22 protein-coding genes and 1 pseudogene are annotated in these 25,601 nt (G+C 69.4%); 3 read left to right on the forward strand and 20 right to left on the reverse strand.

Going from position 1 to position 25,601, the window contains the following annotated elements:
• The 9 genes from KBY81_RS11645 to KBY81_RS11685 all read right to left on the reverse strand — a co-directional run.
• On the reverse strand, positions 1 to 1,240 hold a 1,240-nt coding region (locus tag KBY81_RS11645), incomplete at its 3' end, for a glycosyltransferase family 4 protein (RefSeq protein ID WP_254976560.1).
• Complete coding sequence (locus tag KBY81_RS11650; protein ID WP_261357227.1) at positions 1,237 to 2,121, reverse strand: glycosyltransferase family 2 protein; 885 nt, start codon at positions 2,119 to 2,121, stop codon at positions 1,237 to 1,239. The genes KBY81_RS11650 and KBY81_RS11645, both read right to left, overlap by 4 nt.
• Positions 2,122 to 2,143: 22 nt before the next feature.
• Positions 2,144 to 3,265, reverse strand: a complete 1,122-nt coding sequence (locus tag KBY81_RS16510; protein ID WP_261357228.1) for a hypothetical protein — start codon at positions 3,263 to 3,265, stop codon at positions 2,144 to 2,146.
• Between the two features lie 15 nt (positions 3,266 to 3,280).
• On the reverse strand, positions 3,281 to 4,165 hold the full coding sequence (locus KBY81_RS11660) for a glycosyltransferase (RefSeq protein WP_106220714.1): 885 nt from the start codon (positions 4,163 to 4,165) through the stop codon (positions 3,281 to 3,283).
• Positions 4,162 to 5,073, reverse strand: coding sequence for a glycosyltransferase family 2 protein (locus KBY81_RS11665; protein WP_254976562.1), 912 nt, complete (start codon positions 5,071 to 5,073; stop codon positions 4,162 to 4,164). Before KBY81_RS11665 ends, KBY81_RS11660 begins: the two co-directional genes overlap by 4 nt.
• Positions 5,066 to 6,280, reverse strand: coding sequence for a glycosyltransferase (locus KBY81_RS11670; RefSeq protein ID WP_254976563.1), 1,215 nt, complete (start codon positions 6,278 to 6,280; stop codon positions 5,066 to 5,068). The genes KBY81_RS11665 and KBY81_RS11670 overlap by 8 nt, the downstream gene beginning before the upstream one ends.
• A complete protein-coding gene (locus tag KBY81_RS11675; protein ID WP_254976564.1) occupies positions 6,277 to 7,827 on the reverse strand; it encodes an asparagine synthase C-terminal domain-containing protein in 1,551 nt (516 codons plus the stop codon). Before KBY81_RS11675 ends, KBY81_RS11670 begins: the two co-directional genes overlap by 4 nt.
• A complete protein-coding gene (locus tag KBY81_RS11680; protein ID WP_254976565.1) occupies positions 7,824 to 8,753 on the reverse strand; it encodes a glycosyltransferase family 8 protein in 930 nt (309 codons plus the stop codon). Before KBY81_RS11680 ends, KBY81_RS11675 begins: the two co-directional genes overlap by 4 nt.
• 49 nt (positions 8,754 to 8,802) lie before the next feature.
• The gene (locus KBY81_RS11685; protein WP_254976566.1) at positions 8,803 to 10,722 is read right to left on the reverse strand and encodes an ABC transporter ATP-binding protein; all 1,920 of its coding nucleotides are present in this window, start codon (positions 10,720 to 10,722) and stop codon (positions 8,803 to 8,805) included.
• A gap of 367 nt (positions 10,723 to 11,089) precedes the next feature.
• Here KBY81_RS11685 and KBY81_RS11690 point away from each other — a divergent pair, with 367 nt between their 5' ends.
• Positions 11,090 to 12,280 (forward strand): TIGR03790 family protein, encoded by a 1,191-nt coding sequence (locus KBY81_RS11690; RefSeq protein WP_254976567.1) that lies wholly within the window; start codon positions 11,090 to 11,092, stop codon positions 12,278 to 12,280.
• On the opposite strand, the gene galE is transcribed toward KBY81_RS11690, so the two are convergent.
• From galE to KBY81_RS11735, 9 genes are all read right to left on the reverse strand, one after another.
• Positions 12,234 to 13,280 carry a UDP-glucose 4-epimerase GalE gene (galE, locus tag KBY81_RS11695; RefSeq protein WP_106220719.1) on the reverse strand — a complete coding sequence of 349 codons (1,047 nt, stop codon included), beginning with the start codon at positions 13,278 to 13,280 and terminating at the stop codon, positions 12,234 to 12,236. The two genes, KBY81_RS11690 and galE, sit on opposite strands and share 47 nt — an antisense overlap.
• Positions 13,277 to 14,245, reverse strand: a complete 969-nt coding sequence (locus tag KBY81_RS11700; RefSeq protein ID WP_106220720.1) for a GDP-L-fucose synthase — start codon at positions 14,243 to 14,245, stop codon at positions 13,277 to 13,279. Before KBY81_RS11700 ends, galE begins: the two co-directional genes overlap by 4 nt.
• A gap of 130 nt (positions 14,246 to 14,375) precedes the next feature.
• On the reverse strand, positions 14,376 to 15,500 hold the full coding sequence (gmd, locus tag KBY81_RS11705; RefSeq protein WP_254973282.1) for a GDP-mannose 4,6-dehydratase: 1,125 nt from the start codon (positions 15,498 to 15,500) through the stop codon (positions 14,376 to 14,378).
• 248 nt (positions 15,501 to 15,748) lie between these two features.
• Positions 15,749 to 16,477, reverse strand: a complete 729-nt coding sequence (locus tag KBY81_RS11710; RefSeq protein ID WP_106220722.1) for a Bax inhibitor-1 family protein — start codon at positions 16,475 to 16,477, stop codon at positions 15,749 to 15,751.
• Between the two features lie 104 nt (positions 16,478 to 16,581).
• Positions 16,582 to 17,088, reverse strand: coding sequence for an aromatic acid exporter family protein (locus tag KBY81_RS11715; protein ID WP_254976568.1), 507 nt, complete (start codon positions 17,086 to 17,088; stop codon positions 16,582 to 16,584).
• Complete coding sequence (locus tag KBY81_RS11720) at positions 17,085 to 18,101, reverse strand: PhoH family protein (protein WP_254976571.1); 1,017 nt, start codon at positions 18,099 to 18,101, stop codon at positions 17,085 to 17,087. Before KBY81_RS11720 ends, KBY81_RS11715 begins: the two co-directional genes overlap by 4 nt.
• On the reverse strand, positions 18,098 to 18,523 hold the full coding sequence (gene rpsP / locus KBY81_RS11725) for a 30S ribosomal protein S16 (protein ID WP_106220725.1): 426 nt from the start codon (positions 18,521 to 18,523) through the stop codon (positions 18,098 to 18,100). Before rpsP ends, KBY81_RS11720 begins: the two co-directional genes overlap by 4 nt.
• A 46-nt stretch (positions 18,524 to 18,569) precedes the next feature.
• A complete protein-coding gene (gene ffh / locus KBY81_RS11730) occupies positions 18,570 to 20,054 on the reverse strand; it encodes a signal recognition particle protein (protein ID WP_254976569.1) in 1,485 nt (494 codons plus the stop codon).
• A complete protein-coding gene (locus KBY81_RS11735) occupies positions 20,054 to 22,021 on the reverse strand; it encodes an ARC6/PARC6 family protein (RefSeq protein ID WP_254976570.1) in 1,968 nt (655 codons plus the stop codon). Before KBY81_RS11735 ends, ffh begins: the two co-directional genes overlap by 1 nt.
• Before the next feature lie 108 nt (positions 22,022 to 22,129).
• Here KBY81_RS11735 and pdhA point away from each other — a divergent pair, with 108 nt between their 5' ends.
• Together pdhA and KBY81_RS11745 are read left to right on the forward strand one after the other, a co-directional pair.
• On the forward strand, positions 22,130 to 23,239 hold the full coding sequence (gene pdhA, locus KBY81_RS11740; protein ID WP_106220728.1) for a pyruvate dehydrogenase (acetyl-transferring) E1 component subunit alpha: 1,110 nt from the start codon (positions 22,130 to 22,132) through the stop codon (positions 23,237 to 23,239).
• Between the two features lie 148 nt (positions 23,240 to 23,387).
• Positions 23,388 to 24,149 carry a hypothetical protein gene (locus KBY81_RS11745; RefSeq protein WP_181280085.1) on the forward strand — a complete coding sequence of 254 codons (762 nt, stop codon included), beginning with the start codon at positions 23,388 to 23,390 and terminating at the stop codon, positions 24,147 to 24,149.
• A gap of 17 nt (positions 24,150 to 24,166) precedes the next feature.
• On the opposite strand, the gene KBY81_RS11750 is transcribed toward KBY81_RS11745, so the two are convergent.
• Together KBY81_RS11750 and KBY81_RS11755 are read right to left on the reverse strand one after the other, a co-directional pair.
• Complete coding sequence (locus KBY81_RS11750) at positions 24,167 to 25,099, reverse strand: sigma-70 family RNA polymerase sigma factor (protein WP_106220730.1); 933 nt, start codon at positions 25,097 to 25,099, stop codon at positions 24,167 to 24,169.
• 222 nt (positions 25,100 to 25,321) lie between these two features.
• Positions 25,322 to 25,601: pseudogene (locus tag KBY81_RS11755) on the reverse strand (bifunctional ADP-dependent NAD(P)H-hydrate dehydratase/NAD(P)H-hydrate epimerase); the annotation flags it as partial.

A 25,601-nucleotide genomic window follows, 5' to 3' on the forward strand; every position in this document is an offset into this window, starting at 1 on the left:
CATGGGGCCACTCGCTGCCGGGGCTGCCGTGGCGGAAGCGCAACCCCAGCAGCCGGCGCAGGTCCTCACCCCGCTGGCGGCCCAGCCAGCGGTCCAGCCGTCCGGCGGGCGCTGGCGCCGGCTCCTCCGGGGCCTGGGGCAGGGGGGGCAGGGCCGTCGCCTGATCAAGGGCCCGCCGCCAGGCGGCCAGGGAGGCCGCCCCGCTGTAGCGACGGGCCACCAGGGCGTGCCCGGCCCTGGAGAGCCGCTCCAGCAGGGCCGGATCCCGCAGCCGCGCCAGTGCGCCGGCGGCGGCATCCGCATCCCCGCAGGGGAACAGCAGGGCCGTGGCGTCCTGCTCCAGGGCCCCCTCCAGGCCCGCTCCCACGTACCGGCTGCTCACCACCGCCATGCCGCTGGCCATGGCCTGCCAGGCCACGATCGGGCCCGTCTCCCAGGAGGAGGTGATCACCAGGGCATGGTGATGGCCGTAGACCTCCGCCACCAGCCGGCCCTGGTCGACATGGCCGAGCATCCGCACGCGGCCCCGTTCGATCCAGGGGGCCAGGGACCGCTCCAGGGCCGGACGCTCCTCGCCATCCCCGGCGATGCTGAGCCGGACGTCGATGCCCCGGGCCTGCAGTGCCTCCAGCAGCGGCGGCAGATCGTGCACCCGTTTCTGCGCCTGCTCCAGCCGGCCCACCCAGGCCAGCTTCAGGGTGGCGGCCGGATCGCCGTCGGGGCGTTGCCAGGGCGGCACCGGCACGCCGTAGGGGGCGTAGAGCACCCGGGCCGGATCCATCCCGCCCCGCCCGCTCGCCAGCCGGCAGGCCAGGCGATTGGTGGCGATCACCGCGTCGATGCCGGCGCCATGCCGGCGCAGGTCGTCGAAGTACTCCGCCTCGAGCGCATGCAGCGTCATCACCACCCGTCCATGGAACCGCCCCCGGCGCCGGGCCCGCCGGGCCGCCGGGTACAGATCGACGAGATTGACGCCGAGCACGAGATCCGGGTCCAGCCGCTCCAGCAGGGCGGCGATCGCACGGATCCGGCCTTCGGCGCTGCCGCTGGGGTTGGCGATCGCCCCGGCCGCCAGGGCCGGGTAGGCCCGGGCGTAGGGGCCATGGCGGTGGTGATCCCCGTCGGGCACCGCCACGGTCACCTCCAGCCCCCCCTCCCGCAGGCCCGGCACCAGGTTCGCCAGCCAGTCCTGGACGCCGCCGAGCAGGTAGGCGGAGGGGGCGAGCACCAGCACCCTCATGGCGTCCGATCCAGGTGGACGATCCCCGGTCCGTCGGCCTTCAACGGTGGCACGGCCAGGTGCGGCAGGGGGGCGACGGCTCGCACGTGGTGGCCGAGCTGGCGGATGTAGATCCCCTCCGATGCTGGGCAGCGCTCCCACTTGCGGAAGAAGCTCTCCTGGTTGGCGGAGGTGTACTTGCCCCAGACGCGCTCCGACTGGCCATCGAAGGAGGTGGTGGCGGGCTGGTCGTTCGCATGGTGCAGGTAGGGACAGGCCACCCCGGCGATCTCGACCCCGGCCAGGCTCGCCCGGGCGGTGTAGTCCATGTCCTCGAAGCCGATGCCGCTGAAGCTCTGGTCGAAGGCGCCGATGCGCTCCCAGCAGCGCCGGCCGATGGCGAAATGGGACCAGGTGTTGTTGAGCAGGCTGAGATCCACCGATTCCCAGGCCATGGCCTCGGCCCAGCGCCGCAGGTAGGGATCGATGCGCAGATCGTCATTGAGCACCAGGGTGGTGGCTGTGGGGCTGGCCTGGAGCAGTTCGTTCCACATCTGGCAGAGCCCCACCACCCGCTCATGCAGCAGGAAGCGGCGATGGGGCGGTTCACCGCTGGCCAGCTCCCCGCAGAGCCGCTCCAGGTAGCGGCTCTGGCTGGCGGGGTCGCCGTGGCCGTTGACGGCCACCAGGATCGGCACTTCGGGGAACGTGCGCCGCAGGGAGCGGTACAGCGGACGGAAATAGGTCTCGTAGCGGGCCTCGAAGGTGGTGATCGCGATCGTGAAGCGATCGCCGAGGGGCCGCCGCGGCGGCAGCAGCACCCGCGGGATGCGGCGCCGGCCGCCGTGCACCACGGCACGGGCGGCGAGGTAGAGGCGCAGGTTCAGGGAGGAGCGGGTCATAGTGGCGGTGGTGGGTGCTCCCTCAGGCGTGCCCCAGGGCGCCGATCGCCTCCACCAGGCCGCGGTAGCGCTCCCGGGGGCGGATGTGGTCGTGGAAGCAGCGGGCACAGTCCTCCCGGCGGGCCTCCAGGTCGGCGCCGAGGTGATGGGCCGCCGCCAGGAAGCCGGCGCCATCGTCGACCATCACGCCGCAGCCGAAGTCCTCGACGAACTGGAAGCTGGCCTGGCGGCTGCAGATCACCGGCACCCCCATGGCCAGGTACATGCACAGCCGGTTGGAACTGACGCCCATGGCCTGGAACTGGGGCGCCGGATTGGTGTAGACGGCCAGGCCGATGTCGTAGCCCACGGCCGATCGCCACGCCTCCTGCCAGGACAGCCGGTCGGTTTCGATGTGGAGCCGGCCCCCCAGGCTCAGGCGCCGCAGCAGGTAGAGGGCCAGGGGATCCACCCCCAGGGGCTGGATCACGGCGCAGAGGGCCGGATCCTCGTGCAGGGCGTCGAGCAGCCAGTCGGCGCCGGCGGTGAGGTTGAAGCCCCCGGAGATGGCCAGGGTGAGAGCGTCCGGCGCCAGGCCCCAGCGCTGGCGGAGCTCCCGGCGCAGCCGTGGATCCCGCTCCGGCGGGTTGCGGAAACAGCCCGGGTAGACCAGCACCGGCTGGGCCGCCGGCAGGCCGGCGTACTCGCGCACCAGATCCACCCGGTGGGTGTCGTTGACGATGGTGAAGCGGGCCCGCCGGTAGCCCTGCAGACACAGCCGTTTCCAGCGTTCCGAGCGGGGCCCCCGGTAGCTGCCGGCGCGGATCTCGTCCCCGAGGATGAAGGAGGGACGGCGGTGCAGGCGGGCCAGCACTCCCACCACGGCGATCGGATCCTCGGTGGTGCCCGAGAAGCAGGCGTAGCGCCGCCAGCGGGGGCGCCAGGCCTGGGCCAGCAACCAGCGCATCGAATAGGCCACAGGGTGGGTGCTGACCCGTTCCCCGTAGGGTGCGGTGCTGCCGCAGGGCCCGGGGGCGAAGACGTGGACGTCGTAGCCGCTCTCCAGCAGGGCGGAGATGATCGCCTCGTTGGGGGGCGAGTGCAGCAGCTCCGGCACCAGCAGGAAGTGGGCGGCGATCGGCCGTGGCAACGAGGGACCGGTCATGGAGGAAGCGGTGGGCTAGAGGGCCCTGGGGGTGCGGGTGGTGCTGAGGTCGGTGGGCAGCTCCAGCCGGCCGGCGCCGTAGTCCTCCAGCAGCCGGTTTGTGTAGGAGCGGATGAAGTCCACCGGGAAATCCTTGCGCGCGGGGTTCGGTGCCGATTCACTCTTTTCCCGGGCGGCGATCCGGTCGTACCAGTTGTGGTAATGGGTGATCGTGCCGTCGAGGCCGTAGAAGTTGCCGAGGCCGTAGCGCAGGTAGGCCAGCTCGTCGCTCCAGACCGCCGGTGGCGAGGCCGGCGTGAACAGCGGTTCGCTGGCCCGGTTGGACACGTAGACGTCCATGGGCACCCAGCCGAGCTTCTGGCGCTGGAGCTCCCGCGGCAGGTGGTGGGTGATGTGGGGGCCGTGGAAGTCGACCTCGTAGCGGGGCCGCGGCAGGCGCCCCTTGCGCCGCCAGTGGAGGCGCCGGCAACGGCGGAACCGCCGGGTGTGCATCAGCAGGAAGGAGCTCTCCGGCATGCCGGCCCCGAAGGGGCGGGTGAGCGGTCCGCAGCCGATGTCCTGCGGCGACACCAGCGCCACCCCCTCCACCAGCCGGGAGCGGCACAGCGCGAACCAGTCCGGTGCCAGCAGGATCACGTCCGCATGCAGCAGCAGGGTGTAGGGGGAGCGCGATCGATTCAGCAGGGCATTGAGCGCCTCCGGCTGGCTGCAGCGGCGCTGCACCACCTCGGCCCCCCGCTGCCGGGCGATGGCCACGGATCGGTCGGTGGAGCCGTTGTCCAGCACGCAGACGTGCGTCTCCAGGCCCCGGGTGGTGGCCTGGAGGGCCTCCAGACAGTGGGGCAGGAACAGCTCGCTGTTCCAGCTGGTGATGCCGACGAAGAGTTCGGGTGTCGTCATGGTCGGGGAAGCAGCCGCAGACGACGCAGCAGCCGCACCGGCAGCTGGCGCTCCAGGGCCGAGAGCCGCTCGCCGAGGGCGGACTTCTCCGCCAGCAGCCGCTGCACCAGCCGATCCAGCGAGGCGCTCGCCCCGTAGCGGGCGTAGATGGTGGCCAGTTCGGCCGGAAACCGTTCCCCCTGGCGGCGGGTCTTCACGGTGGCGTAGTAGCGCATGGCCCCCAGTTTCTCCTGGGTGACGATGCCGGTGCAGCGCCGGGAGAAGCGCCACCAGAGGTCGTAGTCCATCAGCAGGCTGAGGGACTCGTCCACCTGCCCGCCGGCCTCCCGCCAGAGGGAGGCACTCCAGAAGCAGCTCTGCTGCAGCAGGAAGCAGTCGTTCTCGATCGCCAGCAGGGTCTGCTCCGATCCCTCCCGGGCGGGCACGTGGCGCAGGAACTGCTGGTCGGCGCTGATGATGTCGCCGCTGCCGATCACCCAGCGGCCGTCGGGATGGGCGGCGAAGGCCTCCAGCACGGTGCGGAAGGCACCGGGGAGATAGAGGTCGTCGGAGTTCAGCCAGGCCAGGATCGATCCGCTGGCCCGGCGGAAGCCCTTGTTGATGGCGTCCGACTGGCCCCGGTCGGGCTCGCTGATCAGCACCGAGATCCAGGGGCGGTAGCGCTCCAGCACCGCCGGGGTGTCGTCGGTGCTGCCGCCGTCCACGACGATGATCTCGACGTTGTCGTAACCCTGCCAGAGGATCGACAGCAGGGTGTCCTCGATGAAGGCCCCCTGGTTGAGGGTGGGGATGACGATCGAGAACAGGGGTCGGCCAGGGTCCGTGCTGAGCCGTTCGGGCACGCTGGGCGGGTCGGCCGCGCTCCAGCCGTAGAGGGGGCGGCTGGCGGGCAGGGGCGGCTCAGCCATGGTGGGGTCCGGCCGCGACGGCCCGTTCCATGCAGGCCAGCAGACGGGGGGCCACGTCGTCGATGCCGGACTCCCGCCACACCCGGGCCCGGCTGCGTTCCCCCAGCCGGCGCCGGCTCTCCGGGTCGTTGCTGAGCCGGTGCAGGGCGGTGGCGAAGGCTGCCAGGTCGAGGTACGGGACGGCCAGACCGCAGCCGTCGGCCACGAAGTCGACGATGCCGCCCCCGCCGTCGAAGCAGATGGTGGGCACGGCCGCGGCGGCGGCCTCGAGGGCCACCAGGGGATAGGGGTCCTCCCGCGACAGCAGGCCGTGGACGGCGAAGCGACCGATGACGCCGATGGCGGAGGGCCTTGGCGGCAGCAGCAGGACCCGGTGCTCGAGACCCAGCAGCTGCAGATCGCGGCGGGCCACGATCACCTCCTCCTGCCCCGGGGAGGCCCCGAGCCAGACGGCCAGGAAGGGCTGGCCGGCGAAGACCCGCTCACACTCCCGCACCAGCAGCGGGAAGAGGTCGAAACCCTTGCGGGCGATCGCCTGGCCCGCGAAGCCGAACACGAACGTGCCCGCCGCCAGGGCCGACTCCAGGGGCTCCAGGGCCGGTTCCAGTCCGGGCTCCTCCGCCAGGGGGGCCGGAGCGGGCGGCCCCTGCCCGGGGGCGGCGAAGGGAAGGAAGCCCGGAATCACCGTGCAGCGGTTGAGGGGCAGGCCGTGGTGGTTGTGCAGGGATTGCCTCACCCCCTCGGCACAGGCCACCACGACGCTGGAGAGGGCCAGCTGGCGGGCCACCGCCTCCGGGCTGCTCATGGTGGCCAGGGTGGTTTCCAGTTCGTGGACATGGCTGAGGCAGGCCGGGCGGGCCGGATCGGCACCCAGGCCCTTCAGGTGCTGGCCCAGCACCAGGGTGTTGAGGTAGATCAGCTCCGGTCGGTGCCGCTGCACCGCCGCCTCCAGCAGCTCGGCCGGACTGCCGGCCCTCCCCCGCCCCAGCCGGGCGGCGACCCGCTCGCGCAGGGGCTGGAACAGGGGCCGGCTCCAGGCCTCGGTGGGCGCCAGGGCCTCGAAATCGGGCCGCAGGGGCCCATCGCTGAGCAGCACCACCGCCGGTTCGATGCCGCGCCCATGGGCCATCAGCCAGCGCAGCAGCCAGAGCAGCAGCAGCGGGGCCCCGCTGCGGGTGGCCATGTGGGAGACGAACAGCACCCTCATGGGGCGATCACCTGCTTCCAGACGATCAGGGTGAGCAGGAAGGCCAGGGTCCGGGTCCGGTCGGTGCCGCTGCGGTGGGCCTCCAGGATCCGCCCGACGAGCTCCGGATCCACCAGGTCGTCGATCCGTCCGGCGTTCTCGCGCAGGAAGGCATGCATCCGCGGATCGCGGTACCAGTCGGCGCTGAGGTCGTAGCTCACGTAGCGGGCCCGCCGCATCGGCGGCGTCCAGTAGAGGGGCGGCGCCTTGGGAAGCATGCGGCGGCGGTCGAAACCGTTCTCCTCCGGGAATGTCAGCAGTTCCGGGCAGTTGCGGGCGATGGCGTGGCGGTGCCAGTTGGAGCCCAGCTTCCAGCCATCGGGAAGGTTCCAGATCGCTTCGATCCAACGGCGGTCATGGAACGGGGAGCGCCAGGCGCTGGAGGCCCGGTACATGCGGATGCCGTTGGCGTAGAAGTTCGGCACCCGCTGCTCGAAGTAGTAACGGGTGAGGCCTTCAAGGAAGCCGCCGCGGCAGAAGCCCGCCAGACGTGCGGCCCGCCGGTGGCGGCCGTCCGGCATCAGCTCGGCGGCGAGTTCAGGGGCCAGATGCCGAAGTTCATCGGCGGAGAAACTGGGGTGCCGGTTCAGCTTCATGCCCCAGAACCGGCCCAGGGCCACCTCGGGGGCCAGGGAGGCGAAGCGGCCCAGCCAGCCGCGGTCGAAGTAGTAGGAGCGGGCGAATTCCCCCAGGGTGCCGACGAAGAAGGTGGCGTCGGCCGGAATCGCCGCCTTGAGGGGATAAAGGAAGGTGTGCCAGTGCCAGGCGGTCTTGGTGCCGTTGGTGAGGCTGGAGATGGTGGACGCGTGGGCGAAGATGTCGTCGAGCTCCAGGCTGATCAGCTGGTGGGGCAGGTCGAAGCGTTCGGCCATGCGGCGGGCCACCTGCACATCGGTCGCCTCCTCCCGTCCCATCGTGATCAGATGGGGGCGCAGGCCCTGGCGCAGCATCGACGCCAGGATCACCCGCGAATCGAACCCGCCCGACAGGGACAGATAGGGGTTCTCGCCCGCCAGCCGCAGCACCGCGGCGTTGAGGGCCTCGACGGCGGCGTCGGGGTCGGCGGGTGCCGCCGGGATCCGGTCGAGGACTGCAACGGAGGAGAGGGAGACCCTGCCGTCGGTGAAGTGGAGGATGCTGCCGGGGGGCACCCGGCGGATCGCCGGGTGGAGGGTCTGGTTGTCGGTCAGGTTCTCCAGCTGGCAGAGATCGCCGAGGGCCTGCCAGTTCCAGCGCCAGGCCAGGCCGCTGCGGTGCAGGATCTCGGCCACCCGGTCGCCATGGAAGAGGCGGCCGTCGTGCTCCAGGACGTAGTAGTGGGTCGCCCCCACCGGTGAGGTGACCACCGTCACGTCGCCGGCGTCGGTCTCGATCACCAGGGCGTACTCCCCCTGGGACTCGGCCAGGGCGCGGGTTCCCTGGCGCAGGAAGCGTCCCAGCAGCTCGGCCTCCGTGCTGTCGGCGTAGCCGATGCAGGTGAGCCGGTGGTCTCCGATCTGAATGGTCATCGGCTGCGGGGAGTCAGCCTGGCCAGCATCTCCTTGCCGGCTCGCTTGACCCGGAACCGCAGGCGGCCCAGGCGATCGCCCGGGGAAACGCTGGGGGTGCCCTCCAGGGGCAGGTGCGCCCAGGGCGTCTGACGGCGGATCTCCAGGTAGCGCTGGCGCCAGGGGTGGGTGCAGCGATGGTGCCAGGGCTTGGCCACGCCCGAGCCGGCGAAGTGGATCACGGCGGGGCTCGCCCGGGCCAGCTCCGCCTGCCGGCCCAGGGGGGTGTCGGCGGCGGTGTACTCGGGGTGCATCCAGAGGTGGGGCAGGGCGTTCCAGCGCCAGTCGAGGGGACGCCAGCGGGCCTCGAGCAGGGAGTTGAGCACGTCCTGGTCCCAGTGCTTGATCCGCTCGGGATGGGTGCGGGCGAACTCCAGGCCGTTGGCCAGGATGTTCTCCCGGCGCCAGCGGCCCAGATCGATGAGCATGGCGCCGGCATTGAAGACCAGGGAACCCTCCGCCAGGCAGAGGCGGTTGCGGTCGAAGTCCTGATTGTGTTCCTCCACCGCGCCGATGCTGTTCCCTTCCAGTGACGACTCCCAGAGGTCCCGCAGCGAGTCGACCACGATCAGGTCGGAATCCAGGTAGAGGACCTTCTCGACGGCATGGGGAAGGGCCGCCGGCAGCAGCAGCCGGAAATAGGTGGCCAGGCTGATATGACCGAAGACGGGAAAACCCGCGAGCATCTGCTCATCCAGCTGCAGGAAGGAGACCGAGGGGAGAAATTCACCGAGGTAGGCCGCCAATCGAGCTCGCTCCGCGGCATCGATGACGCCGTGGAGGATATAGACACTGAGGCTTTCTGTTGGGTTGGAGAGCTGCAGGGATTTCAGCATCACGGCGCAGTGCCGGATGTAGTTGTTGTCGATCGTGCAGGCAATGATCATGGGAAAGATGCGTGCTCCTGCAGGGTCGCCCCGGGGAATGGGAAAACCATCAGACGGGGGCTGCCGTCATCGGCTTCTGATGGGGATGTTTGGATTGGTCGCTCCAGAGTTTTGCGTACTGACCGTCCTGGGCGAGCAGCTCATGGTGGCGGCCCCGCTCCACGATCCTTCCCTCGGAAAGGACACAGATCACATCGGCATTGACAATCGTACTGAGGCGGTGGGCAATTACCAGAACGGTGTGCTGGCGCTCGAACTGTTCGATTGCCTGTTGCACCAGCCGTTCGCTCTGGCTGTCGAGGGCGCTGGTGGCCTCATCGAGAATCAGCAGTTCAGGTCGGCGCAGAATCGCCCTGGCCAGGGAGATTCGCTGGCGTTGGCCACCGCTGAGCCGATAGCCCCGTTCGCCGATCTTGGTGTCGAAGCCCTCGGGGAGATCCGCGATGAAGCGGGAGGCCTGGGCCTTGGCGGCCGCGGCCTTGATGTCTTCCATGGAGGCGTTCTCGACGCCGAAGCCGATGTTGCTGGCGATGCTGGCGTTGAACAGGAAGGTGTCCTGGCTGACGACCCCGAGGCGCTGCTGCCAGCTCGCCAGATTGATCGTCCGGATGTCGACGCCGTCGACCAGGATCCGGCCGCCGGTGGGCTCGTAGAGGCCCACCAGCAGATCGGCGATGGAGCTCTTGCCGGCGCCACTGGAGCCGACCAGGGCGACCGTCTGGCCGCGGCCGATCGTGAGCTGGATGGACGAGAGGGCCTGGGGCAGATCGGGGCTGTAGCGCAACGAGACATCATCCAGCTGGATCGCCTCGCGCAGGGCCGTGAACGGCACACCGCCGGTGCGGATGAAGTCCTTGTCGTCGTCGCGCAGGATCTGGTTGAGCCGCTCCACATTGGCGCTGTTGGCGGCATAGCTGGTGGCCAGACCCGTGAGACTGCCGACCCGCTGGTTGAGTCTCTGGAGGGCAATGATGAACGTCACCAGGCTCGGCAGGACACCGCTGCTGCGGTCCTTGAACACCATCAGGCTGAGCGCCGCGATGATGGCGATCGAAATGATCGGCAGCATGTTGGAGATCGGCTGCACGATGTTGGACAGCTTGCTCTGCCGGATCGAGAGCCGCCTGCTTTCATTGAGCAGCGCTTTGAGCTTCTTCCTCGAACTTTCCAGCTGGCCGGTGCTGTGCAGCAGCCTCAGGCCCTGGATCTGTTCGTTCTGATGGCTGGAGAGCTCGACGCCCACCTTCTGCTGCTCCCGTGAATTCCTGCGGATCCGCGGCAGCAGCACCTTCTGGACCGTCTGCATCACGGCGGCCATCGCAAAAGCCACCAGCAGAAGCCAGGGGGAGATCGCCACCAGGATGGCCAGGTAGATGATCAGCTGCAGGCTGTTCATCAACAGCCCGTTGGCCAGGCTGATCTCCTTCTGAACGGTGCTGCCCCCGGAGCCCACGTAATTGAGCAGGTCACCGACCCGGTAACGGCTGGCGCAGCCGAAGGTGAGGGAGAGGACCCGATCGTTCAGCTTGCCGGTGATTTCGGTGCCCATCCGGGCCCCCATCACGGCGGTGCTGACGCTGTTCACGTAGCTGGTCGCCGCCATCAGGCCCTGCAGGGCCACGGCGGTCGCCAGGAGCAGCACGAAGAGGCCGTCGCGGCCGGTGCGGGTGCTGAGGGCACTGTTCAGCCAGTCCTGCAGCCAGGGCAGCTGGCTGAGGGAGCCGAGAGAGGACATCTTGGTCCAGTCACTGTTCTCGGGAGCGCTGATCAGGCTGACCGACAGAAAGATGATCCCGAGGGTGGCGCCCTCGCTGAGGCTGGCGGCCAGGCTGGTGGAGAAGTTGAGGGCCAGAAGTTTCCAGTACTTCTTCGCCGAATGCCGGATCAGACGCGCAGCGGGTCTCTGGTCAGTGAGGGGGGCAAGCAGGGGGCTGGGGAGTCGTCTGGCGATGCGATGGAGAAGCGGCATCAACGGCGAGGCGAAAAGGATGCTGGAACAGGCGGATGGGGAATCGGGGCTGGGGCGGCCTGCCGTCTCCGGTCGGAAAGCCGCCTCCGGGTCACACGGCAGGAGGTTGGAGCAGGGGCTTGGCCCAGCCCGGCGGACCAGGGGATCGGGATGGCAACAGGAACGCCGGTGGTCTCAAATCTAGGCCGCCACCAAGGACCTGCACGACGTTGGGCTGGTCCTACGATCGCCCCTCGACGGACGGCAGGACGGGGGACGGCCCCGCGACCGGCGCCGTCCCTGCCTTCGCTTTCTGCCTCGCTTCCAGGTCCAATCCGGGTTCGGAGCCGCCCCAGTCGGCCAAGCCCCCGGCCTCGCCGCCTCCGCCATGGCCCCTCCCCCGCCACGGCCTCCGCTTCCCGGACCCCCGGGCGGGGCTGCTTCCACCGGCGCCGGGCCACGGCGTGCGTGGCGCCGCCGCCTGGCCATCGGGGTTGCGCTGCTGCTGCCGCTGGCCCTGGCGGCCAGCGGCAGCCCCTGGGCTGACGGCCGCTCCACCGGCATCGCACCGCCCTCCCTGGGCCCCCTCGACCATCGCCATCTGGCGATCATCGTCAACGCCGCCGATCCCCTCAGCGAGACCATCGGCCGGCAGTACCAGGCGGCCCGGCTGATCCCACAGGACCAGGTGATCCGGGTGCGCTTCGCACCCGGGGAAGCCGAGCTGAACCCTGCCCTGTTCCGCCGCATCAAGGCCAGCGTCGACCGCCGCACCCCGTCCCATGTCCAGGTCTATGCGCTGGCCTGGGCGGCCCCGTACCGGGTCGGTTGCCAGTCGATCACCAGCGCCTTCAGCCTCGGCCTCGACCCGCGCTTCTGCGCCAGCGGTTGCCGCACCACGGCCCTCAGCCCCCTGTTCGCCCGCGGTGACGTGCGCCGCCCTTGGGATCAGCTGCGCATCCGGCCCAGCATGATGCTGGCCGCCACCAGCGCGGCGGCGGCCCGGCGCCTGATCCAGCAGGGGGTGGCCTCGGACGGGACCGCTCCGCCGGGGACCGCCTACCTCCTGAGCACCGGCGACCGGCGGCGCAACCGTCGGGCCGCCGGTTACGACAGGGTCAGGGCCGCCATCGGCTCCCGCCTGCGGGTGCGGATCATCCTCGGCGACACCCTGGTGGGAGCCCAGGACGTGATGGCCTACGTCACGGGGCTGGCCTTCCCCGCGGGCCTGCGCACCAACCGCTTCCGGCCCGGTGCCGTCGCCGATCACCTCACCTCCTTCGGCGGGCAGCTGACCGACAGCCCCCAGATGAGTGCGCTGCGCTGGCTCGAGGCCGGCGCCACCGGCAGTTACGGCACCGTGGTGGAACCCTGCAACTTCACGGCCAAGTTCCCCGATCCCGGCCTGCTGCTCAGCTACTACCTCCGGGGTGACACCCTGATCGAGAGCTACTGGCGCAGTGTGGCCATGCCCGGGCAGGGGGTCTTCATCGGCGAGCCCCTGGCCAGGCCCTGGCCCGGGGCCGGCGCCCTCAGCCCTGGTGACGGCGCTGGTGCCAGGCCCAGGCGTGCTCGATGATCGTTTCCAGTTCCGGGAAGCGGGGTCGCCAGCCCAGTTCCTGGTGGGCCCGGGTGGCCCCGGCCACCAGCTGGGGAGGGTCACCGTCGCGGCGTTTGGCCACGTGGGCCAGCAGGCCGCGACCGGTGACGGCCTTGGCGGTCTCGATCACCTGCTGGACCGAGTAGCCGGTGCCGTTGCCGAGGTTGTAGATCAGCGGTCGGCGTTCGGTCTCCTCCCGTTCCCGCAACCGCAGCAGCCGCTCCAGCCCCAGGACGTGGGCGTCGGCCAGGTCGGCCACGTGGATGTAATCGCGGATGCAGGTGCCGTCCGGGGTGGGGTAGTCGTCGCCGAAGATCTGCAGGTAGGGCTCCCGGCCGCTCATGGTGTCGAGCACCCTGGGGATCAGGTGGGTCTCCGGGTTGTGGTCCTCCCCCAGGTCGCCGTCGGGGTCGGCACCGGCGGCATTGAAGTAGCGGAAGATCACGCTGGGCAGGCCGTAGGCCGCCGCGAAGTCGGTGAGCAGCTGCTCCACCATCCACTTGCTGCGGCCGTAGGGATTGATCGGGGCCTGGGGGTGGTCCTCGGTGATCGGCACCTGCTGGGGAATGCCGTAGGTGGCGCAGGTGGAGGAGAACACGATCGGCAGGGGCCGCTCGGTGGCCACCAGGGCCTCGAGCAGGGTGAGGGTGTCGCCCAGGTTGTTGCGGTAGTACTTGGCGGGATCGGTCACCGATTCGCCCACATAGGCGTAGGCGGCGAAATGGAGCACCGCCTCGATCGGCTTGCCCTCCAGGGCGGTGCCGTCCAAGGCGGGATGGCGGCCGCGCAGCAGGGGTTCGAGCACCTCACGGTCGCCCACCTGGCCCAGCACCAGCGGCACCTTCAGGGTCTTCTCGACGATGTCGGCATGGCCATAGACCAGGTTGTCGAGCACCACGGGCTGGTGTCCCGCACGGGTCAGGGCCCTGACGGCATGGCTGCCGATGTAGCCGGCGCCCCCGGTGACGAGGATCCTCACAGCCGCACCTCGGCGCCGCTGGCCCGCTCGCTGACGAATTCCGCCACCGTGCGACGCAGCCCGTCCGGCAGGGGAATCGACGCCCGCCAGCCCAGGGCGGCCAGGCGGCCCACATCCAGGAGCTTGCGGGGGGTGCCGTCGGGCTTCGAGGTGTCCCAGGCGATGCGTCCGCGGAACCCGACCGCCTCGGCCACCATCGTGGCCAGCTCCTTGATGCTCACGTCCGTTCCCGTTCCCACATTGAGGTGCTGGAGCTCCTCGGCGCCCGGCTGCCAGTGGCGCAGGCAGAACAGGGCCGCATCCGCCAGATCATCGACGTGGAGGAACTCCCGCCGCGGGCTGCCGCTGCCCCAGCAGACCACCTCCTCGGCGCCGGATTCCCGGGCCTCCTGGAAGCGGCGGATCAGGCCGGGCAGCACATGGCTGTTGGTGGGGTGGTAGTTGTCGCCCGGGCCGTAGAGATTGGTGGGCATCAGGCTGATGGCATCGAAGCCGTGCTGCAGCCGCAGGGCGCGACACAGCTGGATGCCGGTGATCTTGGCGATGGCGTACCACTCGTTGGTGGGCTCCAGGGGCCCGCCGAGCAGGGCCTCCTCCCGGATCGGCTGCTCGGCCAGCTTGGGGTAGATGCAGCTGCTGCCCAGGAACAGCAGGCGCCGGGTGCCGTGCCGCCAGGCGCTCTCGATCACGTTCTGCTGGATCCTGAGATTGTCGAGCAGGAAGTCGGCCGGATAGGTGGCGTTGGCGAGAATGCCCCCCACCCGCGCCGCCGCCAGCACCACCACCTCGGGCCGCTGGTCGGCGAACCAGGCGGCCACGGCGGGGCCGTCCATGAGGTCGAGCTCGGAGCGGCTGACGCGGAGCAGGTGCTTGTGCCCTTCGGACTCCAGGCGCCGGGCGATGGCCGAGCCGGCCATGCCGCGATGGCCGGCGATGAAGATCCGATCGTTCGTGGAGATCAGCATGGGGAAATCGTCAGGCCCCCGCGCTGCCGGGCGGGGTGGCGGACCACGGGAGAAGGCGTCGTTCCAGCGAAGGTCCGCTTCGACGGGAACGGATCACGGCCCTGACCATAGCCGCGTTTTGCGGGCCGGCTCACGGGGCGGCGCTCACCCCGACCTGGGGGGGATTCTCCATCGAGCCGACAACGGTGAACCCCTCCCGCCGCAGGGTGGCCTCCTTGGCGGCCTCCTCCTTGTCGGTGGCGACCATCTCCGCCACCAGTTCCTCCAGGGTGGTGGTGGGCGTCCAGCCCAGCCGCTCCCGGGCCCGGGTGGGATCCCCCAGCAGGGTCTCCACCTCCGCCGGCCGGAAGTAGCGTCGGTCGATGCGCACCACGATGGCGCCGGTGTCACGCCGGGCGCCCGTCTCCTCGACGCCGCTGCCGCTCCAGTCGATCCCCCCCCAGCCGAGCTCCTCGGCGGTGAGCTCGATGAAACGGCGCACCGATTCCTGCCGGCCCGTGGCGATCACGAAGTCCTCGGGTTGCTCCTGCTGCAGCATCCGCCACTGCATCTCCACGTAGTCCCGGGCGTGCCCCCAGTCCCGGAGAGAGTCGAGGTTGCCCATGAACAGGCCCTGGTCGAGTCCGGCATCGATGCGGGCCAGGCCCCGGGTGATCTTGCGGGTGACGAAGGTCTCCCCCCGCCGGGGGCTTTCGTGGTTGAAGAGGATGCCGTTGCAGGCGTACATGCCGTAGGCCTCCCGGTAGTTGACCGTGATCCAGTAGGCATAGAGCTTGGCCACGCCGTAGGGACTGCGTGGATAGAACGGGGTCGTTTCCTTCTGGGGAATCTCCTGCACCAGTCCATAGAGTTCGCTGGTGCTGGCCTGATAGATGCGGGTCTTTTCGGTCAGCCCCAGGATGCGGACGGCTTCGAGGATCCGCAGGGTGCCCAGGGCATCGGAGTTGGCGGTGTATTCGGGACTTTCGAAACTCACGGCCACGTGGCTCTGGGCCCCGAGGTTGTAGATCTCGTCCGGCTGGATCTGTTGAACGATCCTGATCAGATTGGTGGAGTCGGTCAGATCGCCGTAGTGCAGAACCAGGCGGGGATTCTGCTCGTGGGGATCCTGGTAGAGGTGGTCGATCCGGTCGGTGTTGAAGCTGCTGGCCCGCCGCTTGATCCCATGCACCACATAGCCTTTCTCCAGGAGCAACTCCGCCAGGTAGGAACCGTCCTGGCCGGTGATCCCGGTGATCAGAGCCGTCTTGGTCATGGGGTTTCCGTTGTGTTCAAAGGGTGAAGGGGCCGCACCCGCCGTGCTGGTGTGCGGGTTGCCCCTGGGGCTGGGCCATGCCTGCGGCGTTCGGCTGGAGTCGGTCGGAGCTTAGCCGGACGCTTGGGCTCCGTCCGTGGGGGAGCCGGGGGATCGATCGGAGCGGTGCCGTTGCCCTGCCAAAAAAGAAGGACCCATCCGCAACGGACAGGCCCTTGGCAAGGTTGGCTGAGAAGAAGGATCGCAGCTCAGTCGCGGCGACCGCCACCTTGAAGGGCGATGATCAGCCGCAGGATGAAGATGAAGAGGTTGATGTAGGTGAGGTACATGCCCAGGGCGCCGGCCAGATACTGGTCGTCGCTGTAGGTGCGGGGCATGGTGTAGAAGTCGACAAAGGCCGCACCCACGAACAGCACGGTGCCGAAGCCGGCGATCATCAGCTCGAAACCGTTGCCGCCGAAACCGGGAATGAAGATCCCTCCCACCAGCTGCACCACCATGGCGATCAGCAGGCCGACGATGCCGAGGCCCACCACCCCGCTGAGGGCCTGACCGAGGTTGTCGCTCATGTTGCGACCCACCACCGAGGCGATCACGAACGTGATGCCGGTGGCCAGGGCCGCCGTGCCGATCGCTCCGATGCCGGCGGTGCCGATGGCCATCGCCACGATGCCGCTCAGGGTGAAGCCAGTGATCAGGCTGTAGGTGGCCAGGATCGGAAGGGCGGTGCCGTTGTTGCCCTTCATGGCCGCGTTCTGCGCCACGAAGAAGAGGATGAAGTTGCCGATCAGCGACACCCAGAACAGGGGCATGAAGATCGGGTTGCCGATCATCGAGAGGCCACCGACCACGCCGACGGCGGTGAGCACCATGCCGCCGCCCACATAGGGCAGGGCCTTGTTGACAACGTTGGGTCCGACCAGGGCGCTGGACTGGGCTTCGCGGATCGCTTCCTGGAAATTGCTGCGGGCCGGCATGGCGCTGGCATTTCAAACTCAGTCCATCTTGCCAGCGGCCCCAGGGTTGCGGCAGCGGCGCCGGTTCGGATCTCCCCATGCGGACCGCAGCCCTGGAGGCACGCTCAGGCGTCGCCTGCGGGCTGGCGGCTCGACCCGGGCCAGAGCCACACCGCCAGCAGCGCGACCCCCGTGCCGATGCAGGACTCCAGGAAGCGCAGCAGAGCATTCACCCCCGGACTCAGGGCCGGATCCAGGCTGCCGGTGACCATCACGACGATCACCGTGATCGCCGCCAGACGGCCGTGGCTGGGCACGTTGATGGCCGCACAGATCACCACCGTGGCGAAGATCGCCGCGGCCATGCCGAGGGGGTGAAAGGGCAGCAGCGTCAGGTAAACGGCGCTGGTGATGGCGCCGATCGCCGACCCCAGAATCCGCAGCGAGGCGGAGGAGGCCGCATCCTTGCGGGTGACCTGGGTCACGACGACGGCGGAGATCGCCGACCAGAGGCCGCCGATCTTGGGTAGGTAGCCCGGAAACAGGCTGGTGAACCAGAAGCCCAGGGAGTAGGCCACCAGGGCCGCCAGCGCGATCTGGGCCGGGATGCGCAGCCGTTCGGCGCTGTTCATGGGTCCGATCGGCTGGGGGTGCCATCGACCCGTTTCCTGGCTGGGTGGACCGGCGGGCGGGCATCGCGGCGGGCGTAGGCCTGCACCAGGCGCTGCACCAGCGGGTGGCGCACCACGTCGGCGTCGGAAAAGCGGCAGATCGCCACCCCTTCGACCCCGGCCAGCACCTGCTCCGCCTCCACCAGGCCGCTCAGCTGGCCCGGGGGCAGGTCGATCTGGGTGGTGTCACCGGTCACGACCATGCGCGAGTTCTCCCCCAGCCGGGTGAGCACCATGCGCATCTGGGCGCAGGTGGTGTTCTGGGCCTCATCGAGGATCACGAAGGCATCGGCCAGGGTGCGGCCGCGCATGAAGGCCAGGGGCGCCACCTCGATCACCCCTTTCTCCAGCAGCTGGCTGGTGCGCTCCTGACCCAGCAGGCCGTGGAGAGCGTCGTAGAGGGGACGCAGGTAGGGATCCACCTTCTGCTGCAGGTCACCGGGCAGGAACCCCAGCCGCTCGCCGGCCTCCACCGCCGGCCGGGTCAGCACCAGCCGCTCCACCTTGCGCTCCTGCAGCATGCGCACGGCCAGGATCGTGGCCAGAAAGGTCTTGCCGGTGCCGGCGGGTCCGATGGCCAGCGTCAGGTCGTGGCGTTCGATCGCCTCGACGTAACTGTTCTGACGCAGGGTGCGGGGACGCAGGGGCCGGCCGGTGACGCTCGTGGCCAGCACCTGGAGCCCCATGCTGCGGTGCTGGTCGGAGCGCCCCGTATCGAGGGCCGTCAGGGCCGCCTGGATGTCCACCGGTCCGATGGGCTCGCCCCGTTGCCACAGCGGCTCCAGGAGCTGGATGAGGGACTGCAGCCGCTCCACCTGGGCTGTGCGGCCCCGGATCTGGAGATCGAGGCCCCGCAGGACGATCTGGGCACCCGTCAGCGCTTCGAGACGACGCAGTGAAGCTCCGTCCGTGCCGGCCAGGGCGATGGCGGCGGCGCTGTCGGGCAGGGCGAACGTGGAGGAGAGCTCGCTCAGGCCTCGGCGGCGGCAGGTTCGGCGGCAGCGGCGGCGGCTGCTTCAGCGGCCTCAGCGGCCTGCTTGGCGGCGGCTTCCTTGGCGGCTTCGGCGGCGGCGGCCGCTTCCTTCACCGCGGCAGCAGCGGCGGCGTCACGGGCGGCGGCCTGCTGGAGCTTGCCGACGGTTTCGGCGGGCCGGGTGGTCTTCTCGATCAGGCCGCCTTTCTCGAGCAGGCTGCGCACGGTGTCGGTGGGCTGGGCACCCTGACCCAGGCGGACGCGGATGGCCTCGGCGTCGAGACGGGTTTCCTTGGTGCGGGGGTTGTAGAAGCCCAGTTCCTCAAGCGGACGGCCGTCGCGGCGGGAGGTGCTGTTGGTGGCCACCAGACGGAAACTCGCTTCCCGTTTCTTGCCGAACCGCTTCAGCCGGAGCTTGATCATCTGGAAAAGGGTGCTCGAAATGCAGCCCCCAATCCTACAGGCTGGCTCAGAGCTGGCCGAATCCCTTGCGTTTCTTGGCCGGCTTGGGGGGCTTGCGGGGCTGGCCGCCGCCGCGGGCACCGGGCCCCCCCATGCCCGGCATGCCCCCCATTCCAGGCATCCCCGGCATGCCGCCCATCCCCGGCATGCCGGGAAAGCCACCCATGCCCGGCATCCCGGGCATGCCGGGCATCCCGCCGCGGGTCATCTGCTGCATGAAGCCGCGCATCTTCTGGAAGTCCTGGAGCACCTTGTCCACGTCCGCCGGGGTGTGGCCGCTGCCGGCGGCGATGCGGCGGCGGCGGGAGGGCTGGGCGGCCAGCAGTTCGGGCTGGCGGCGTTCGGCCTCGGTCATCGAGCCGATCATGGCCTCGATGCGCTTGAGCTGGCTCTCCCCCTGGCGGAGCATGCCGTCGTCGATCTTGTTCATGCCGGGGATCAGCTTCATCAGCCCGCCCAGGGAGCCCATGCGCTTGATCAGGCGCATCTGCTGCACGAAATCGGAGAAATCGAAGCTGGCTTCCTGCAGCTTGCGCTGCATCTTCTCCACATCGGCCAGCTCCACCTCCTTGGTGGCCTTCTCCACCAGGGTGAGCACATCGCCCATGCCCAGGATCCGGCTGGCCATCCGTTCGGGGTGGAACGGCTGCAGGGCCTCCACCTTCTCGCCGGTGCCGATGAACTTGATCGGGGCGCCGCTGACCTTGCGGATCGAGAGGGCGGCTCCGCCGCGGGAATCGCCGTCCAGCTTGGTGAGCACGGCGCCGGTGATGCCCACCTGCGCGTGGAAGGCTCTGGTGAGGTCGGCCGCCTCCTGGCCGATCATCGAATCCACCACCAGCAGCACCTCATCCGGCGCCGAGGCCTCCCGGATGCGGACCATCTCCTCCATCATCGAGGTGTCGATCTGGAGGCGGCCGGCGGTGTCCACCAGGACGGTGTCGAAGCCCTCGTCCCGACCCTTGGCCACGCCGGCGGCGGCGATCGCCTCGGGGCTGGCGTCACTGCCGAGGCTGAACACCTCCACGCCGATCTGGCGGCCCAGGGTCTGGAGCTGGTCGATGGCGGCCGGCCGGTAGACGTCGGCGGCCACCAGCAGTGGACGGCGCCCCTGCTCCTTGAGGTGGAGGCCCAGCTTGGCGGTGGCGGTGGTCTTGCCGGCCCCCTGCAGACCGGCCATCAGGATCACGGTGGGCCCTTCCGCGGCCCGCGCCAGGGGGGCGTTGGCGCCGCCCATGGTCTCGACGAGCTGGGCGTGCACCAGCTGGATGAACTGCTGGTCCGGGCTCACTCCGCGCACCACCTCGGCGCCGACGGCCTTGCGCCGCACCTCGTCGATGAACTCCTTCACCACCGGCAGGCTCACATCGGCCTCCAGCAGCGCCCGCCTCACATCGCGGAGAGCGCCATCGACGTTCGTCTCCGAGATGGCCGCCTGGCCCCGCAGTCCCTTGACCGCGTCTTCAAAGCGCTGGGAGAGTTCGTCGAACATCAGTTGAGGGATTGGGTGGCCACCAGGCGCCAGCTGTCGCCGTCGCGCCCGAATACATAACCATTGCGCAGCTCCAGCGGCGCGGTGGTCTCCACCACCTTGCCGTTCGCATCGAGACGCCGGTCGCTGTAGCGCAGCCGAGCGACGGCGACGATGCGGCGGGGCCCGCTTTCCGCGAGGGTCAGATCGGTGATCCGCACGTCCAGCCGCTGGGTCTGGCCACGGGCGGCATCGCTGCGGCGCTCCCTGATGAGCAGGCCCACCGGTGCTTCCCGGGCAATGCGATCCAGGCCCCGGGGCACGGGCTCACCGGCCAGCACCTCAGCCTTGATCGTCAGCCAGTCCTCCAGAAGCCTCCGGACCTGGGCCGCATCGGGTCGGGGGCTGGTGAGGGGCGTCAGGCTCTGGCCGATCGCCGGCCCTGGGGAGGGCGCCGGGGCGGCTGGGGGCTTGGCGGGCGGAGCCGGCAGCGGAGCCGGTGGTGGCGGCGGGGGCGCGCTCTGGCGCTGCCGCAGCACCCAGGCGCCGGCCAGGAGCAGCAGCAGGGCGGCGCCGCCCGCCAGCAGCCAGGGCCGGGGGGGCACGGGCCAGCGCAGGGGCACGTCGTCATCCAGATCCCCGTCGTCGTCGGGATCCGTTCCGGGGCCGGGCGGCGGCAGGGGGGCGAAGCCCTCCAGGACCGAGGCGCCGGACGCGAAGGGCTCGGCGGCAGGAAAACCGGGTGTCTCGAAGCTTGGGAACGGGGGAGGGGCCGCCGCGGCCGGTGCGGCCGGTGCCGAGAGGTAGGCGCGGCCCCGGCGCTGGTCCTCCCGCTCCACGTAGGCCACCACGTCGCGATCGCTGAAGTAGGCCACCAGATCCGGTTCGGCCTCCAGGTCCCGGTAGCCGGGCAGCACGTCCCGCACCAGCCAGTCACTGCAGTAGGCGCAGAGCTGGCCGAGGGGATCGTCACTCTTGCCGGCCGCCCAGGCCTTGAGCTCCTGGCTGGCGCCGCTGTCGAAGCAGACCCGCGCCGTGTCGGCCTCCCCCAGCAGCAGGTGCAGGTTGGCGAGCAAGGGCTCGACGCCCTCCCGTCCGCTGCGTTGCAGGCGGCTCCGGGCGTCGGCGATGCGTTCGGGCTTGCGCTGGGCGAAGCCGGAGGCGGTCAGGGCGATCGTGGCCAGGAAGTCGGCGGCCTCGGAGCCGCTGGCGGCCCAGCGGCTGAACAGATCCACCTGCTCCTGGACGGTGAGGAAGGAGCGGATCTGGTGGAAGAAGGTCTGGAAGTCCTCGCGGGGGAAATGGGGATCCCCGTCTCCTTCGAGGCCCCCGCGCCGCTGCACCAGCTGCTCCAGCAGCGCCAGCCCCTCACGCCGTTCGGCGCCGGCGACCAGATCCCGGCTGAGCAGATCGAGCACCCGGTAGGGGGTGAGCCGCTCCAGCCGGGCGTTCATGGTTTCCCTGAGCTCGGGCTGCCGGCCGAGACGCTGCAGGAGCTGCAGCCCCTGCCGCAGGGTGCGGGCGGCGGCTTCAAAACGACGCTGCTCCTCCAGCTCCCGGGCGGCCTCCAGGCAGGACAGTCCCGCCAGGAGCGTCAGATCGGTTTCGCGGCCACTGCCGAGGGTGGGCGCCTGGGGCAGCTGCAGGCAGCGGCTGGCCAGCTCAAACGTCTCCAGGGGCTGGCCCCCCTCCATCAGCAGCAGCAGACCTCCCACCTGGCGGGTGGTGGCGATTTCCAGGGCCGGCTGCAGGGAACCGCCGGTGTCGGCCAGGCCTGTCAGTTCCGCTTCGTAGGCGGCGCGTCGATCGTGGTCGCAGAGCAGATCGGCACTGGCGCGGAGCAGGTCAGCCCGCGCCTGCAGCGTTTCCTGGGTGAACCCCCCGTGGGGCACCCGGTCCAGCCGCGACTGAAGCGTGCGCAGGACCCCCTGGGCATCGGCGGAGGGAGAGACACCCAGCAACCGGAAGTGATCGATCGGCAGGTCCAATCCGATGAGGCCGCTGGGGCGCGACTGTAGTCAGAGGCAGTGGTTTTGACTGTCATCAGGGAACGGACCCCGTACAGTCATGGCCACGAATCGCAACGCCGTCCTGCCATGACTCAGGAACTGACCGCGGCGCGGGCAGCGCAGCCCGGCACCGTGGGCGCCAGCTCGTCGTCCGAGGAGGCCGGCAGCCATGCGGTGCGGCTCGAGGGCCTGTACCCGGCCGAGCGGGCCAGTGTCAGCCGGGACGAGGGCCTGATGCTCTACCGCGACATGACGCTGGGGCGCCGCTTCGAGGACAAGTGCGCCGAGATGTACTACCGCGGCAAGATGTTCGGCTTCGTGCATCTGTACAACGGTCAGGAGGCCGTCTCCACCGGTGTGATCCGGGCGATGCGCCTCCAGCACGACTGGTTCTGCAGCACCTACCGCGACCACGTCCATGCCCTGAGCTGTGGTGTGCCGGCCCGGGAGGTGATGAGCGAACTGTTCGGCAAGGCCACCGGCTGCAGCAAGGGACGGGGCGGCTCGATGCACCTCTTCTCCCGGGAGCACCATCTCCTCGGCGGCTATGCGTTCATCGGCGAGGGCATCCCGGTGGCCCTGGGGGCGGCCTTCACCAGCCGCTACAAGCGTGACGCCCTCGGCCAGGCTGACAGCGATGCGGTCACGGCCGCCTTCTTCGGGGACGGCACCTGCAACATCGGCCAGTTCTACGAATGCCTCAACATGGCGGCGTTGTGGAAACTGCCGATCCTGTTCGTGGTCGAGAACAACCGCTGGGCCATCGGCATGGACCACAACCGGGCCACCAGCGAGCCGGAGATCTGGCGCAAGGCGGCCGGCTTCGGCATGGTCGGCGAGGAGGTCGACGGCATGGACGTGCTGGCCGTGCGGGCGGCGGCCCAGCGGGCGATCGCCCGGGCCCGGGCCGGAGAGGGTCCCACCCTGCTGGAATGTCTCACCTACCGCTTCCGCGGCCATTCCCTGGCGGATCCCGACGAACTCCGCGAAGCGGCGGAGAAGGAGTTCTGGGCCAAGCGGGATCCGATCAAGCAGCTGGCGGCCCGACTGATCGATCAGGGCCTGGCCACGGCCGAGGAACTCAAGGAGATCGACAGGGAGATCGACGCCGTGGTGGCCGATTGCGTCGAGTTCGCCCTCGCCGCACCAGAGCCCGATGGCAGCGAACTTACCCGCTACATCTGGGCCGACGACTGAACGCAACGATGGCAGCAATGGCAGCGGTCTGATGACCAAACGCGTCCTTGTCACTTTCACGGATCACCGCATGAAAGTGGCCCGCCGGCGATTATGTCGTCAGGCGAAGGATATGGGCGTGTATACAGACATCGTCGGCGCCTCGGAGTTGGATCTCGATCCTGCCTTTCGCCAGCAGTTCAAGGATTATCTGACGCCGGAGCACCGGGGATTCGGCTACTACGCCTGGAAACCCCAGATCGTTCTTCAGACCCTTGAGCGTCTGCAGGACGGTGATCTTGTGCACTGGATCGATTCCGGCTGTCATCTCAACCCGGCGGGACGGCAGCGCCTGCTGGAGTTCTTTGCGATGGCAGCGGAAGCCCCTTCGGGGCTGCAGGGTTTCGAATGTCTGCCCCCCAATGGTTCCCTCATCTACGAGGGCCGTCAGTTTCCCGATCAGGGGGAGGCCAAGTGGACCAAAGGTGATCTGCTCGACCGCCTGGCGGTGCGGGACCGGCCCGAGATCACCGGCAGCCAGCAGCTGGGGGCCACCACCTTCTTCGTGCGCAAGTGCCCCGCCGCCATGGACTTCATGCGGCACTGGATCAGGGTGTTCAGCGAGGACTTCTCGATGATCGATGATCGCCCGTCCCGTTCCCCCAACCTGGAGGGGTTCCAGGAGCACCGCCATGATCAGTCGATCTACTCGATCCTGGGTAAGTTGCTGCCCATCTCGACAACATCCGTGTTCGAGTTCTGGTTTCCCCGCACCGACAATTGCTGGCTGCCGGACTGGGAGAGGGTCGGCGATGCTCCGATCCAGATCCGCCGCGATCGCGGCCTCAAGGGGGAGAGCCGAGTGAAGATCGCCGGGCTCCAGGCCAAGGGCTGGTTGAAACGGCTTTTGGCCGGAGGGGGCCGGGGCTGAGGAGCCCCCCCTGCCGATCAGGCCAGGGGAACGGCCGACCGGGTCGAGAGGCTGCGCAGCTTGCGCAGGGCCTTGAGTTCAATCTGCCGCACCCGCTCCCGCGAGACGTCCAGCTGCCGGCCGATCTCGGCCAGGGTGTGGCGCTCCATGCCGTCGAGGCCGAAGCGGAGGGCCAGCACCTCCTTCTCCTGGGCGGAGAGGTGGCCCATGAGCTCCGCCAGCTGCTCCTGGTGCATGCCCCGCTCGATGCGATCCAGCGGCTCCTCGGCGGAACCATCGGCGATGAGGTCCCCCAGGAAGCTGCGGCCGTCCTCCGCATGGATGGGAGCATCCAGGCTGGAGATGGTGAGGGCCTGGCGCAGCAGGGAATCAAGCTCCTCGACGGGGATGGCCATGGCCTCGGAGATCTCACGGCGGCTGGGCATGGCGCCGAGCTTGTGGGCCAGCTCCAGGCTCACCTTGCGCACGGTCGTCAGCCGTTCACTGAGGTGAACCGGCAGGCGGATGGCCCGGGACTGGCAGGCGATGGCCCGGGTCATGCTCTGGCGGATCCACCAGAAGGCATAGGTGGAGAACTTGTAGCCCCGGGTGGGGTCGAACTTTTCGACGGCACGCTCGAGGCCGAGGGAACCTTCCTGGATCAGATCGAGCAGTTCGAGCCCCTTGCCCTGATACTTCTTGGCCACGCTCACCACGAGCCGAAGATTGGCGCGCATCATGCGCTCCTTGGAGCGACGGCCGATCTTGATCGTCTTGTTCTCCTGGATGGAGTATCCGGCTTTTGATTCTTCCACCAGGTGCATCATCGCCTGCACCTGGTTGCCGAGCTCGATCTCCTCAGCCGGGGTCAACAGAGGCTCTCTGCCGATGGAGGTGAGGTACCAGGTGATGGAATCACTCCCTCTGCGGGTGGAGCCCTCCCTTCTCGTCGCAATGGCGGAGACGGTCATAGGAGGGGGCGTAATGGCGCCTTCGAAAGTGTGAACGGATTATCCACCCACCGGCAGGGGCAGAAAGTGTCTGGAACAACTTTTAAGGAATGAGATGTGAACCCGCACACAATCGGACTTCTTTAGCAATGGGCTTTGATTGGATGAGCAAAGGGCTAATTCTTCTGTTGCCGGTCTGAGGAATCCATCAGAGTCGCCCGATGGGGAAGTGGCGGCTCCGCCCTATTCCAATGGCTCCGGATTCTCCAGGGCCTTGGCCACCGCCAGGGGCGTGACGCCCCCGGCCCCGTGCCGGCGATGGCTCCGGACACCCGCCAGGGCATGGTCGAGGGCGGCGGCCGCCAGCCAGACGGCATCGGCCCCTGGCGTTCCCCCCTGCCCGATGGCGGCCAGGGCCAGGGCCCCCCGCCCCGCCGCGTAGCCGGCGAGCACATCCCCCAGTCCGGCCCTGGCGGCCTCCGGGCAGGCCGCCAGCAGCTGCCAGCGGCGCTCGTCGGGGGCC

The organism is Cyanobium sp. Lug-B (genome assembly GCF_024345635.1).
Lineage (GTDB): Bacteria > Cyanobacteriota > Cyanobacteriia > PCC-6307 > Cyanobiaceae > Cyanobium > Cyanobium minutissimum.

What these genes read in the sequence shown, in the direction of transcription:
- KBY81_RS11650 (WP_261357227.1), bottom strand. Translation starts at nt 2,121, where the DNA reads ATGACCCGCTCCTCCCTGAACCTGCGCCTCTACCTCGCCGCCCGTGCC.
- KBY81_RS16510 (WP_261357228.1), bottom strand. Translation starts at nt 3,265, where the DNA reads ATGACCGGTCCCTCGTTGCCACGGCCGATCGCCGCCCACTTCCTGCTG.
- KBY81_RS11660 (WP_106220714.1), bottom strand. Translation starts at nt 4,165, where the DNA reads ATGACGACACCCGAACTCTTCGTCGGCATCACCAGCTGGAACAGCGAG.
- KBY81_RS11665 (WP_254976562.1), bottom strand. Translation starts at nt 5,073, where the DNA reads ATGGCTGAGCCGCCCCTGCCCGCCAGCCGCCCCCTCTACGGCTGGAGC.
- KBY81_RS11670 (WP_254976563.1), bottom strand. Translation starts at nt 6,280, where the DNA reads ATGAGGGTGCTGTTCGTCTCCCACATGGCCACCCGCAGCGGGGCCCCG.
- KBY81_RS11675 (WP_254976564.1), bottom strand. Translation starts at nt 7,827, where the DNA reads ATGACCATTCAGATCGGAGACCACCGGCTCACCTGCATCGGCTACGCC.
- KBY81_RS11680 (WP_254976565.1), bottom strand. Translation starts at nt 8,753, where the DNA reads ATGATCATTGCCTGCACGATCGACAACAACTACATCCGGCACTGCGCC.
- KBY81_RS11685 (WP_254976566.1), bottom strand. Translation starts at nt 10,722, where the DNA reads ATGCCGCTTCTCCATCGCATCGCCAGACGACTCCCCAGCCCCCTGCTT.
- KBY81_RS11690 (WP_254976567.1), top strand. Translation starts at nt 11,090, where the DNA reads ATGGCCCCTCCCCCGCCACGGCCTCCGCTTCCCGGACCCCCGGGCGGG.
- KBY81_RS11700 (WP_106220720.1), bottom strand. Translation starts at nt 14,245, where the DNA reads ATGCTGATCTCCACGAACGATCGGATCTTCATCGCCGGCCATCGCGGC.
- gmd (WP_254973282.1), bottom strand. Translation starts at nt 15,500, where the DNA reads ATGACCAAGACGGCTCTGATCACCGGGATCACCGGCCAGGACGGTTCC.
- KBY81_RS11710 (WP_106220722.1), bottom strand. Translation starts at nt 16,477, where the DNA reads ATGCCGGCCCGCAGCAATTTCCAGGAAGCGATCCGCGAAGCCCAGTCC.
- KBY81_RS11715 (WP_254976568.1), bottom strand. Translation starts at nt 17,088, where the DNA reads ATGAACAGCGCCGAACGGCTGCGCATCCCGGCCCAGATCGCGCTGGCG.
- rpsP (WP_106220725.1), bottom strand. Translation starts at nt 18,523, where the DNA reads ATGATCAAGCTCCGGCTGAAGCGGTTCGGCAAGAAACGGGAAGCGAGT.
- ffh (WP_254976569.1), bottom strand. Translation starts at nt 20,054, where the DNA reads ATGTTCGACGAACTCTCCCAGCGCTTTGAAGACGCGGTCAAGGGACTG.
- pdhA (WP_106220728.1), top strand. Translation starts at nt 22,130, where the DNA reads ATGACTCAGGAACTGACCGCGGCGCGGGCAGCGCAGCCCGGCACCGTG.
- KBY81_RS11750 (WP_106220730.1), bottom strand. Translation starts at nt 25,099, where the DNA reads ATGACCGTCTCCGCCATTGCGACGAGAAGGGAGGGCTCCACCCGCAGA.